The organism is Candidatus Igneacidithiobacillus taiwanensis (assembly GCF_031962545.1).
Classification (GTDB): domain Bacteria; phylum Pseudomonadota; class Gammaproteobacteria; order Acidithiobacillales; family Acidithiobacillaceae; genus Igneacidithiobacillus; species Igneacidithiobacillus taiwanensis.
Genome location: NZ_JAVRKK010000073.1, coordinates 1 through 11,088 on the forward strand (window position 1 = coordinate 1; position 11,088 = coordinate 11,088).

An 11,088-nucleotide genomic window follows, 5' to 3' on the forward strand; every position below is an offset into this window, starting at 1 on the left:
TGCAGCCGCTGGTAATTGGGGTCGCCGGCGCGGACGGCAGCAAGCTCCTTTTGCAGGCTGTCGACCCGGCTCTCGGCCGACACACAGGCAGCCGTCTCGATATTTTGCGTTTTCGCCAATGCGGCTTGCGCTTGCAGCTTTTCGTAAGCGGCGCGGGAAAGCGTGATCTGATCGTTTGGCTGCGGGGCAGGATGCGGCTGCGCCTTGCTGATTGGCATCTCAGCGCAGGCGCTCAAGCCCAGACTCAACAGAACCAGGATGACGGACGGGCAGGCGGACCTGAAAATGCGCCCCGTGTCCTTCGTTGTCGAGTATTTCAAGACGTCCCCCATAGCTCAAAACATATTCCTTGGTGATGGCGAGTCCCAGGCCGCTGCCCTCGATTTTGCCGGCTTCGCTGGCGCTGCCGCGATATAGGATATCAAAGATCTTGTCGCGTTCCTCACGTGCCACCCCGGGCCCGGCGTCGATGACGTCGAGGATGGCCTCGTCGCCTTGCTGCCAGAGGTGAACGCGTATGGTAGCGCCTTGCGGCGAGAACTTCACCGCATTGGACAGCAAATTGTCAAAAATGGTGCGGATGCGCTCGCGGTGCGCGGATACCCAAAGAGAAGCGATCTGACTATCCATGCGCAGCCCTTTGCTGCGTAACACCGGCTTGTAGCTCTGCAATAGCTCCTCGAGCACCTCATGGAGGGGGATCGATTGCTGCATACCGGCACTCGCCGTTCCCTCGGCGACGCTAAAGCGTAGCAGGTCTTCGATCAGGCGCTGCAGACGCAGACTATTGTCGCGTACGATCTCGACAATTTCCTTCTGCTCCGCCCCGAGTCCCGTATTCAGATCTTCTTGCAGGAGCTCTGCGCCTTCCCGAATGGCGGTGAGTGGGGTTTTCAATTCATGGGAGAGCTGCCGCAGAAAGTGGACCTTGGTTGCCTCTAATTCGAGGAGGCGTTGACGTAGCCATTCCAGGCGATCGCCAAGAGCGGCGATGTCCTTGGGGCCGTTCACCTGGATGCTGCTCTCCAAATCGCCGTCGCCGAGACCAGTGATGGCGCGGTCTAGGCGCTTGATGGGGCGCGTGATGAGAAAGATGAAAAAGACGGCAACGGCAATGGTGAGGGGCAGGGCGAGGAGGACCTCCAATAGAGTCAACCGTTTGATTTGCAAGGCACGGTCACCCAGTTGCTGAACCTGGGCGCTGATGCCGTGATTGACGTCCTCTTGTAACTGCTGCATCTCCCGACTCGAGGCATTGAAGTAGCGATCGAGGGAGCCGCGTCCCCCCTCCAAGGCAGTCAGGGGCAGGGCCCGGCGGGCCTTGGCCAAATTCTCGTTGAGTCGCTGCAGGCGTGCTCGATCGGCGGCGCTGGGGCCGGCAGCAACGAAGCGCTTGTAGACCTGCAGGTAATCGGTATAGCTCTGTTGGAAGAGCACCAGCAGAGCCGAGTCCTGCAGCACCGTGTATTGCAGCCCGTAGCGCTCCATCGAGCGTACTGCATTGGCCATGCGGTTGGCGCTATCGCTGAGGGCAACGGCGCGCAGGATGCCGCTTTGCCCCTCCTCGGCAAACTGGGCAATGGTCAGGGTGATGCTGAGGATTACCAACACCATCGGCAGGATGGCCAGACCGAAACCAAAAATGGTCAGCCAAGAGAGGGAGTTGGGACGCCTCATGCGGGGCTGCTGCAATGCACCAGCCGCCCGGCCACAAAGAGATAGCGCAGCTGACCGCGCAAGGGCCAGCCGGCATAAGGATGATTGCGGCCGCGGCTGAAGCCCTGCAAGGTGGGAATACACTCTGCTTCGGGGTCGAAGAGGCAGATGTCGGCTGGGGTATCGAGCGCCAGGCGCGGTGCCGGCAAGCCCAGCACCGCAGCGGGGCCGGTGGTGAGAAGACGCAGCAGGGTGAGCAGATCGATCCAGCCCGCATCCACCAAACGTAGCGCCAGGGGTAAGGTCCACTCGGCGGCGGCAATGCCAAAGGGTGCTTGCACAAAGGTTTGTCCTTCTTCCTCCCGCCCCCAGGGCTGATGTTGCACCGACAGGCACTGCACGCTGCCATCGCCCAGGGCGCGCCCGAGGGCCTCGCGGTTTTCCTGACTGCGCAGGGGGGGCAGCAACTTGCCATGCGGGTTAAAATGGCCGATATCCGCGGTGCTCAGCAGCAGGTGATGGAGGCTGACGCCAGCACTGACGGCTTGGCCTGCCCGACGTGCCGCCGCCACCCGCGTCAGGGCCTGCGCACTGCTGAGGCTCGGAAAATGCACCCGAGCGCCGGCGAGGGCGGCAACGCGCAAGTCTCGCTCCACTCCGATATCTTCGGCCGCCTGCGGACGACCAGGTAGCCCCAGACGCAAGCTGAGCGGCCCTTCGTCCATCACCCCGCCCGCCGCGAGGCTATCGTCTTCCGGCCAGAGAAAAACCGTGCGCCCGAGATCGGCGGCGTAGCTCAATGCCAAGCGCAGGATTCGGCTGTCTGCCACCGGGCGTTGGCCCTGACTGAACACTGTCGCCCCAGCGCGCAACAAGGCTTCCATTTCGCTCAGTTGGGCACCACGCAGCTCACGGGTGAGGGCCGCCGCCGAATGCACCCGCAGTAAGCCGAGGGTAGTTGCGGCCATTTGTTGCTCGCAAATCACCCCGGGCTGATCGGCAATGGGCGCACAGGTCGGGTCGAGGACGACGGTGCCAAAGCCGCCCGCCGCCGCCGCCCGCAGTTCCGATTCGAGATCGCCATTGCGCCCATGCCCTGGGGTATGGGCTTGAAACTGGGTTTCGATAAAGGCGGGACAGGCTACGAGACCGCTGCCATCGATTTCCTCGTCGGCCACAAAGTCGGTGGGAACTTCGCCCAGGCCGACGATGCGCCCCTCGCTAATCGCGATATCTCCCTGCCAATCCCGCCCACTTTCGGGATCGATGAGGCGCAGATGGCGAAGCCAACGGCGGGTCACGCGCCACCTCCGGCCAAGCGGGCCAGCACTGCCATGCGGAGGGCCAAACCATGGGTGACCTGGTCGAGGATGTGCGCCTGCGGTCCATCGGCGACTTCGGCGCTGATTTCCACGCCGCGATTCATTGGCCCCGGATGCAGGACCACGGCGTCGGGAGCGGCCAAGCGCAAGCGTGCGGCGGTGAGCCCGTAGCGGCGATGATACTCCTCGAGACTGGGCAGGCGCTGGGCATCCATGCGCTCGCGCTGCATGCGCAGGGCGTAGACCACATTGGCCCCGGCCAGGGCGGGCTCGAGTTCGTGCCACACATGCACCCCCAGGCTGTGTAGCTCCGGCGGCACCAGGGTACGCGGACCGACGACGCGAATCTGCGGGCAGCCGAGGATCGACAACGCATGGATGAGGGCGCGGGCGACACGGGAATGCAAGACATCACCCAGAATCACCACTACTCGCTCGCTGATGGGGCCAGCAAGACGGCGCAAGGTGAAAACATCGAGGAGGGCTTGGGTGGGATGGGCATGTTGCCCGTCGCCGGCATTGACGACCCAGGCGTGCTCACCCAGATGGCGGGCGAGGAGATGCGCCGCACCTGCCTCCGGGTGGCGAAGAATGAAGCCATCTACCTGCATGGCAAGGAGGTTGTCGACGGTGTCGAGCAGCGACTCCCCCTTGGCAGCACTACTGCTGGCGACGGCAATGTTGAGCACGTCGGCCGACAGGCGCTTGGCCGCCAACTCGAAAGTGCTGCGGGTACGAGTGCTGTTCTCATAAAAGAGATTGACCAGGGTCCGTCCGCGCAGAATGGGAATCTTTTTGACCGTCCTCTCCCCGAGGCCCAAGAAGGACTCGGCACTGTCGAGAATCTCGACGATTTCTCCCTCGCGCAGGCCCTCGATGGTGAGTAGATTGCGCAGGCGCCCTTCGCTATCCCGTTGCGGGTCACCCTCGCCCATACGCCAAGGCATCATGGCTGTTGCTCCTTAGCGGGATGCTGCACGAACTCTAGCGACAAGGGCTGGGGGCCGCGCAATTTGACGTAATCATCGGGGTTGCTGCGCAGCCGCAGGGCCGCGAGATCGGGGCAAATGGGTAGTTCGCGCAAGCCACGATCCACCAGCACTGCCAGCAACACTTGCTCCGGCCGGCCATAGTCGAAGATCTCGTTGAGGGCAGCGCGGATGGTGCGCCCGGTATACAAGACGTCGTCGACGAGAATGATACGGGCGCCGTCGATGGCAAAGGGAAGGTTCGAGGCCTTGACCTGCGGATGCAGACCAACGCGGCTGAAATCGTCTCGGTAGAAGGAGATGTCGAGTTGCCCAAGGGGGGTGCTCATGCCGAGGCGTCGATGCAGCTCCTCGGCAATCCACACGCCGCCGGTGTAGATGCCGATCATCGCCCAGGATTGCGGATCGATGCGCGCTTGCAGGTCGCGTTGCAGCGCATCGAGAAGGGTGCTTACTTCCCAGACGGACGCCATTGCCGTTCCTCGTAAAAACTCTCCAAAATGGCACAGGCCGCCAGCTGATCGCGTAGTCGTTCGCGTTCGCTGCGCGACAACGCGCGCTCGCGCATCTGGGCCTCGGCGGCATGGCTGCTCAAGCGCTCATCAATCCAATGCACGGGCAAGGGGTGGCGCTCGGTGAGCTGCTGCGCAAAACGCCGTGCCGCCCGCGCCGAGTTGCCCTCGCTGCCATCGGCGAGCAGGGGCAAACCCAGCACCAGGGCCTGGGGCTGCCAGTCGGCAATCAAGCGCGCGAGCCCCAGCCAGTCGGGCCCCTGCTCGCCATTGCGCAGGGTGGACAGAGGCTGTGCCCCCAAGCCTGCCTCGCCGAGAAAGGCGACGCCGATGCGTCTGCTACCGTAGTCGATGCCGAGCCAAGGACCGATGGCGTCAGGCATGACCAGCAGCGCCGCTCAGCAGGCGCATGTCGATGCCGAGCCCCCGCGCCGCTTCCTGCCAGCGCTCCCCGGGGGGTAACTGAAACAGCACGAGCGGATCGACGGGCCCATGCAGCCAGGAGTTTTCGGCAATTTCTCGTTCCAGCTGACCGTCGCCCCAGCCGGCGTAGCCCAGGGTCAGCAAGAATTGCTCCGGCCCGCGATGCTCGGCAATGGCGGTAAGGATGTCTGGCGAGCTGGTCAGCGCCAGATTTTCACTGACCACCAAGCTCGACTGCCATTCGCCCACCGGCTGATGCAAGACGAAGCCATGCTGTGGGCTCACCGGTCCGCCCCAGTACACCGGGCGGCGAATCATCTCTTCCGAGGGGGTGATGTCGACAGCCTTGAGCACCTCAGACATATTGAGATCGAGGAGACGATTGACGACCACTCCCATCGCCCCCTGCTCGTTGTGCTCGCAAACGACGATCACGGTGCGGTCGAAGATGCCGTCGTGCAAGCCCGGCATGGCGATGAGGAGATGATTCTTGAGCGAGGAGAATTCCATGGCTCCTATGATACACCGCTTTGCCCGACAATGGGCAGTCTCAGCGTCCCGCTTCGATGCGCTCCCAGAGGCGGACGGTGGCATCGACCCCAAAAAAACGGTGAATTTCCCGCGCGCCGGTGGGGCTCGTCACATTGATTTCCGTCAGTCGCCCGCCGATGACGTCGATGCCCACAAAGAGCAGGCCCATGCGGCGCAGCTCCGGCCCGATCTCGGCGCAGAGTTCCTCCTCGGCGGGGGTCAATGCGGCCGCCACCGCCTGTGCGCCGGCCACCAGATTACCACGAAAATCGTCGGCGGCCGGCACCCGCAGCATCGCTCCCGGAATCGCCTCGCCATCCACCAGCAGAATGCGTTTGTCGCCTTGGCGAATTTCCGGCAGATAGCGCTGCGCCATGACGAAATGGCTGCCACGTCCGGTGATGGTCTCGAGGATGGAGCCCAGGTTGCGGTCGCCGCCGTGCAGGTAAAAGATGCCCTCGCCACCCCGGGCAGCCAGGGGTTTGACGACGATTTCGCCATGCTCGCGCAAAAACTCGCGTAACTGTGCCGGATCGCGGCTGACCAGGTACGGGGGTAGCCAGCGCGCAAACTGCAGGGGAAAGAGTTTTTCATTGGCCAGACGAATGGCAGCGGGATCGTTGACCACCCAAGTGCCGGCATGTTCGAGGATCTGGCAGGCATGGAGAAAATCCATGTCTACCGGCGGATCCTTACGCATCAGCACGCAGTCGAAGTCTGCCAAAGGCCGATCGGCGGCCTCGCCGAGCTGAAAAAAATGCTCGGCGACATCCTCGACCCGAACCGGCTGCACCCGCCCCCAAGCCTGCCCGGCATGCAGGGAGAGCTGATCGAGGGTAAAAACCCAGCATTCATGGCCGCGCGCCTGCGCCGACAGGAGCATGGCAAAGGTGCTGTCCTTGGCGGGCTTGATCCCGGCAATGGGGTCCATGAGCACGGCAACGCGCATCTTCAGTTCTCCGCTTGGCGCCAGTCCTGCGCCTCGCGCGCTGCGGCGAGCAGGGCGAGACGGGCGATCACCCCATAGGCGTAGTAGCGGTTGACCGGGGCATCGGGCGCCGACTTGCGGCAAGGATTGATGCCTGGTTCGGCAAAGGCCATGGGCTCAAAGTGGGCGCCCGGGGCGTTGAGACTCTCGTCGACCCCCTTTTCGCGGTGGACGCGGAAAAAGCCCCCCAGCACCTGCTGCCCAAAGAGATAGACCACCGGCTCGGCAACAAAATCTTCGGGGGTCTGCTCAAAGGTATAGACCCCTTCTTGGATGAAGACATCGCTCACCGGCAGTCCTTCTTTGCTCTTGGCCATGCGTGTGCGCGCCTTGCGATTGAGTTCGCGCAATTCGGCGCCGGAGTAGGCGGTCATCACCCCCATACCATAGGTGCCGGCGTCGGCCTTGACGATGACGAAGGGGCGAGCGGTGATGCCGTAGTGCTGATAACGCTCGCGAATTTCTGCCAGCACGGCATCGACATTGTGTACCAGGCAGTCAAGCCCCTCCGCCTGCAAAAAATTGATGTCGCTACAGCGGCGAAAGAACGGATCGATCAACCAAGGATCGATATCGATGACCTCGGCAAACTCCACCGCCAAGCGCCGATAGTGGGCAAAGTGCTGACTCTTGCGCCGCTTTTGCCACCCAGCAGCGAGGGGGGGCAAGATTTCTTGCTCGATCCCCTGCAGCAGCTCCGGGACGCCGCCGGAGAGATCGTTGTTGAGCAGGATCAACTCGGGGTCGAAGTCGGCAAGGCGCAGGCGAGAGCCCTCGCGCTGCAACACCTCGATGCATAGCTCTTCCCCCGAGGCGAGGCGGTGCACCAAAGGTTCGCCGATTGCCCAGGAACCAAGCCGTACCTCCAAGCCGGCCTCACGTAGCAAACCGGCCAGGCGGCCGACATTCTCCAGGTAAAAGAGATTGCGGGTGTGATTTTCGGGCAGCAGTAAGAGGCGCTCGAGGCTAGGATGATACTGATCCAGATAGTGTTGGATCGCTGTAATGTGTAGCGCCGCGTGCTCTGGGTTGAGGTTGTTGAAACCGGCAGGAAACAGATTGGTGTCGATGGGCGCGAGCTTGAAGCCGGCATTGCGCAAGTCCACGGAGCCGTAGAGGGGCGGCGGCGTTGCCTGCCACTGACAACGAAACCAGCGCTCGATGGCGCACTGGCTGCGGATCAGGTGCTCTTCGAGCTCATGCAGGGGTTCGACCTGATCGGTGACCAGGCGCGGCGGGTGGGAGAGGACGGAAATCATGCCGGGCGCTGCTCCGGGGGCACATAGCTACGAAGGGGAGCGCCAATGTAATTCTGGGTCGGGCGAAAGATGCGATTGTTGCTCAACTGCTCGCGCCAGTGGGCCAACCAGCCGACGCTGCGCGCCATGGCAAAGATGGGGGTAAAGAGATCGCTGCGGATGCCCATCTCGTGGTAGAGCACCCCAGAGTAGAAATCGACATTGGCGTGAATACCCTTCGGTCCGAGACGTTCGGCAGCCGCCTCCTCGAGGGCGCGGGCGATGGCAAATTGCTTGCTCTGGCGGAGATGCCCGGCGTTTGCCAAGTCTTCCATCATCTTTTTGAGGATGGCCGCCCGCGGATCGGTGGTCTTGTAGACGCGGTGTCCAAAACCCCAGATCTTCTCCTTGGCGGCCAGGCGCGCCTCGAGGAAGGGCACGACATTGTCGACGCTGCCAATCTCTTCGAGCATTTCCACCACCCGCTGGTTGGCGCCGCCATGCAAGGGGCCGGCGAGAGTGCCAATGGCCCCGGCAATTACGTGATAGGGATTGGTGAGGGTGGAGGTGCTGATCAGGACCGAAAAAGTGCTGGCGTTGATGGTGTGCTCGGCATGTAAGATGAAGCAGGCATCGAGAATGCGCGCATGCAGGGGATCGGGCTCGCGTCCGTGCAGCATATAGAGAAAATTGGCAGCATGGGAGAGATCCTTGCGCGGCGGAATGGGGTCATTGCCAAAGCGCATTTGGTCCCACATGGCAACGATGGTGGGCACCCGCGCAATGATGCGCATGGCCATGGCGTCGAGATGCGAGGCATTGTCGCGCTCGGCATCGGAGAGTTCCTGCTGCGGATAGAACATCCCGAGGCTGGCGACGGCGCAGTGCAGCATATCCATGGGATGCCCGGTCACCGGCAAAAATTTCATGATCTCGCGGACGTTGTACTTGACCTGGCGATGCGCCCGCAATCCGGCATCGAAGCGTTGCAGTTCGGCGGCGCGGGGCAGTTCGCCATCGAGGAGTAAGAGCGCGACCTCCTCGTAGTTGCTGTGGGCAACCAATTCCTCGATCGGATAACCACGATAAGAAAGCTGACCGGCGCTGCCGTCGATATGGGAAATGGCGGAGTGGGTAGCGGCAATGCCCTCGAGTCCGGGGACGACGGTAGCATCGGTCATGGCTTTCTCCTGGGCGACGAGGGAACCTAAGGCATCATACCGCGCAGAAAAAAAGAAAGGGAGACGGGCGTCTCCCTATTCTTCGCAGTCTGCTGCCAAAAGTCAGGCAGAGAAGGACGAACCACAACCACAGGTGGTGGTCGCGTTGGGGTTTTTGATGACGAACTGGGCGCCTTCCAGACCCTCGCTGTAGTCGATTTCGGCGCCGACTAGGTACTGGTAGCTCATCGGGTCGACCAGAAGACGGACGCCAAACTGCTCGACTTCGGTATCGCCCTCGTTGACGTTTTCGTCAAAGGTGAAGCCGTACTGAAAGCCGGAACAGCCGCCGCCGGTTACAAAAACCCGCAGTTTGAGGTCGGGGCTACCTTCCTCGGCAATCAGCGACTTGATTTTTTCCGCTGCGCTGTCGGTGAGGGTCATCACCGGAGGCAGGGTGTCGAGATTGGTCATGGTTTCCGTCGCCGTACTCATCGTTGCATTCTCCTCGCGCACTCGGGCGCAACTGCATCAGCCAATACTTGATTAGTTTGCTCGCCTTTGCCGCGGCGCGTCAAGCGCGCTAGCGGTCGTGATGGGGCACGAATTGAATGGCGGCAATACGGGCGGCAATGAGCACCGCGAGTAGCGCTGCTGTGGCCAGCAAATCCAAGGGCCCCAGGCGATGGGCATAGAGCCCAATAAAAAGCTCGCGCAGAATGAAGACGATGGCTACTTCTGCCAGCACCCGCAGGCGGATGCGGTGGTATTCGAGATAATCGGTAAAGGTTCTAAAGAGCTCGATGAGCACGAAAACCGACAAGACATCCGCTACCAGACCAGAGATCACCTGTTCCTGACGCAGATTGAAAAAAGCATCGTAGACATCGTGGAGCAAGCCCCAGACGGCATAGAGCAGGGTGACGAGCATGAGAAAGATGAGGACGGCAATGATCAAGTCCAGCATCTTTCCGTAAAAGCGCAGCACGATGCCACGCAGACCGCTGTGTTGGCTGTAGTCCAGCTTTCGCGTACGTCGCGTTTCTTCTTGCATCTGCCTTTACTGGCTGTTGCGGGCCGAACGCCGTAGGCGAGACAGCAAGCGCCGCGCCATCTCCCCGAAAAGCTCCGTTTGGGTAGGATGGGGGTGAATGGCGCTGGCCACCTGCTCCAGGCTGAGCTCGGCGCTGACCATGAGCACCGCCTCGCCGACCAGAGTATCGGCATGGTCGGCGAGGAAATGCACGCCAACGATGCGATGGGTCTTTTTGTCGGCGACGAGTTTGATCAGCCCCTCGGTTTCCCCGGTCATCATCGCCTTGGCGTCGATGGAAAGGGGGACCTTGACCTCGGCCACGTCGAGCCCCGCCGCCTTGGCCTGCTCCCCGGAGAGGCCGACAAAGGCCACTTGCGGGCGCGTAAAGGTGACGCCGCTATCCTTACGCGCGTCGTACTGCGCCCGCTCGCCGAGGAGATTGGCCGCCGCCACCCGCCCCTGCTGGCCCGCCGTGTGGGCGAGCATATAGCCGCCAATCACGTCGCCGACGGCAAAGATGTGCGGAACATTGGTCTGGCAGCGGCTATCGACGCTGATCGCGCCGCGCTCGCCGAGTTTTACTCCCGCTCGCTCGAGCTGCAGGGCGCTGGTATCCGGGCGCTTGCCGGTGGCAATGAGGAGAAGATCGGCGTTATGGCGGTGTTCCTGCCCCTCGGCATCGCGGTAGCGCACCGTCAAATCGCCTTTGCTGCCGCTGATCTCCTGTGTCTGTACCCCGGTTAGCACGGTCAGGCGCGGACTATTCTTGCGCAACGCTGCCATCAATTGCTCGGCGACTTCCTTTTCCATTTCCGCAACGGGCCGCGGCAAGGCCTCGAGAACGAGGACCTCGGCGCCAAAATCGTGGAACATCTGCGCCATTTCCATGCCGATGGCGCCGGCACCGATGATACAAAGGCGCTTGGGCGGGGTTTCGAGGTCCCAGACGGTGTCGGAGGTGACTGCCGCTCCCGTCGCCAAGGCTTCCTTGGCACCGGGGATGGGGGGCACGAAGGCGGGGGCACCGGTGGCGATCACGCAGGCGCCAAAGCGCAGGGTGCGGGCATCCTTGCCGCTGATTTCCACCGTATGCTCGTCGAGGAAGCGGGCGAAGCCCTCCAAGACCTCGATCTTCATACCCTGATCGGTTTTCAGGGCCATTTCGCCCCGGGTTTGCAGTATGCCACGGCGATGCCGTTCGAGCTGGGCCCAGTCGAGGCGGGGGCTGCCGAG

12 protein-coding genes and 1 pseudogene are annotated in these 11,088 nt (G+C 62.3%); all 13 read right to left on the reverse strand.

Annotated features, from left to right (window positions below; genetic code table 11):
• A pseudogene (locus tag RTI30_RS09450) lies at positions 1-236 on the reverse strand (hypothetical protein); the annotation flags it as partial.
• Positions 220-1,677, reverse strand: a complete 1,458-nt coding sequence (locus RTI30_RS09455; protein WP_312274704.1) for a HAMP domain-containing sensor histidine kinase — start codon at positions 1,675-1,677, stop codon at positions 220-222. The gene RTI30_RS09455 and the pseudogene RTI30_RS09450, both read right to left, overlap by 17 nt.
• Entirely contained in the window at positions 1,674-2,957 is a 1,284-nt protein-coding gene (locus tag RTI30_RS09460) for a dihydroorotase (protein WP_312274703.1), read from the reverse strand. Before RTI30_RS09460 ends, RTI30_RS09455 begins: the two co-directional genes overlap by 4 nt.
• Positions 2,954-3,925 (reverse strand): aspartate carbamoyltransferase catalytic subunit, encoded by a 972-nt coding sequence (locus tag RTI30_RS09465; RefSeq protein ID WP_409449696.1) that lies wholly within the window; start codon positions 3,923-3,925, stop codon positions 2,954-2,956. Before RTI30_RS09465 ends, RTI30_RS09460 begins: the two co-directional genes overlap by 4 nt.
• Entirely contained in the window at positions 3,925-4,440 is a 516-nt protein-coding gene (pyrR, locus tag RTI30_RS09470) for a bifunctional pyr operon transcriptional regulator/uracil phosphoribosyltransferase PyrR (RefSeq protein ID WP_312262918.1), read from the reverse strand. The genes RTI30_RS09465 and pyrR overlap by 1 nt, the downstream gene beginning before the upstream one ends.
• The gene (ruvX, locus tag RTI30_RS09475; protein ID WP_312262919.1) at positions 4,419-4,862 is read right to left on the reverse strand and encodes a Holliday junction resolvase RuvX; all 444 of its coding nucleotides are present in this window, start codon (positions 4,860-4,862) and stop codon (positions 4,419-4,421) included. The genes pyrR and ruvX overlap by 22 nt, the downstream gene beginning before the upstream one ends.
• Positions 4,855-5,412, reverse strand: coding sequence for a YqgE/AlgH family protein (locus RTI30_RS09480; RefSeq protein WP_312262920.1), 558 nt, complete (start codon positions 5,410-5,412; stop codon positions 4,855-4,857). Before RTI30_RS09480 ends, ruvX begins: the two co-directional genes overlap by 8 nt.
• A gap of 40 nt (positions 5,413-5,452) precedes the next feature.
• Positions 5,453-6,382 (reverse strand): glutathione synthase, encoded by a 930-nt coding sequence (gshB, locus tag RTI30_RS09485; RefSeq protein ID WP_312262921.1) that lies wholly within the window; start codon positions 6,380-6,382, stop codon positions 5,453-5,455.
• A 2-nt stretch (positions 6,383-6,384) separates the two neighbouring features.
• Positions 6,385-7,680 carry a glutamate--cysteine ligase gene (gshA, locus tag RTI30_RS09490; RefSeq protein WP_312262922.1) on the reverse strand — a complete coding sequence of 432 codons (1,296 nt, stop codon included), beginning with the start codon at positions 7,678-7,680 and terminating at the stop codon, positions 6,385-6,387.
• Positions 7,677-8,840, reverse strand: a complete 1,164-nt coding sequence (locus RTI30_RS09495; protein ID WP_312262923.1) for a citrate synthase — start codon at positions 8,838-8,840, stop codon at positions 7,677-7,679. The genes gshA and RTI30_RS09495 overlap by 4 nt, the downstream gene beginning before the upstream one ends.
• Positions 8,841-8,942: 102 nt before the next feature.
• Positions 8,943-9,293 carry an iron-sulfur cluster insertion protein ErpA gene (gene erpA / locus RTI30_RS09500; RefSeq protein WP_409449697.1) on the reverse strand — a complete coding sequence of 117 codons (351 nt, stop codon included), beginning with the start codon at positions 9,291-9,293 and terminating at the stop codon, positions 8,943-8,945.
• 109 nt (positions 9,294-9,402) lie between these two features.
• The gene (locus RTI30_RS09505) at positions 9,403-9,873 is read right to left on the reverse strand and encodes a phosphate-starvation-inducible PsiE family protein (RefSeq protein ID WP_312262925.1); all 471 of its coding nucleotides are present in this window, start codon (positions 9,871-9,873) and stop codon (positions 9,403-9,405) included.
• A gap of 6 nt (positions 9,874-9,879) precedes the next feature.
• Positions 9,880-11,088, reverse strand: a 1,209-nt coding sequence (locus RTI30_RS09510; RefSeq protein ID WP_312262926.1) for an NAD(P)/FAD-dependent oxidoreductase, incomplete at its 5' end; no start/stop codon positions are given.

What these genes read in the sequence shown, in the direction of transcription:
- RTI30_RS09455 (WP_312274704.1), bottom strand. Translation starts at nt 1,677, where the DNA reads ATGAGGCGTCCCAACTCCCTCTCTTGGCTGACCATTTTTGGTTTCGGT.
- RTI30_RS09465 (WP_409449696.1), bottom strand. Translation starts at nt 3,925, where the DNA reads ATGCCTTGGCGTATGGGCGAGGGTGACCCGCAACGGGATAGCGAAGGG.
- pyrR (WP_312262918.1), bottom strand. Translation starts at nt 4,440, where the DNA reads ATGGCGTCCGTCTGGGAAGTAAGCACCCTTCTCGATGCGCTGCAACGC.
- ruvX (WP_312262919.1), bottom strand. Translation starts at nt 4,862, where the DNA reads ATGCCTGACGCCATCGGTCCTTGGCTCGGCATCGACTACGGTAGCAGA.
- RTI30_RS09480 (WP_312262920.1), bottom strand. Translation starts at nt 5,412, where the DNA reads ATGGAATTCTCCTCGCTCAAGAATCATCTCCTCATCGCCATGCCGGGC.
- gshB (WP_312262921.1), bottom strand. Translation starts at nt 6,382, where the DNA reads ATGCGCGTTGCCGTGCTCATGGACCCCATTGCCGGGATCAAGCCCGCC.
- gshA (WP_312262922.1), bottom strand. Translation starts at nt 7,680, where the DNA reads ATGATTTCCGTCCTCTCCCACCCGCCGCGCCTGGTCACCGATCAGGTC.
- RTI30_RS09495 (WP_312262923.1), bottom strand. Translation starts at nt 8,840, where the DNA reads ATGACCGATGCTACCGTCGTCCCCGGACTCGAGGGCATTGCCGCTACC.
- erpA (WP_409449697.1), bottom strand. Translation starts at nt 9,293, where the DNA reads ATGACCAATCTCGACACCCTGCCTCCGGTGATGACCCTCACCGACAGC.
- RTI30_RS09505 (WP_312262925.1), bottom strand. Translation starts at nt 9,873, where the DNA reads ATGCAAGAAGAAACGCGACGTACGCGAAAGCTGGACTACAGCCAACAC.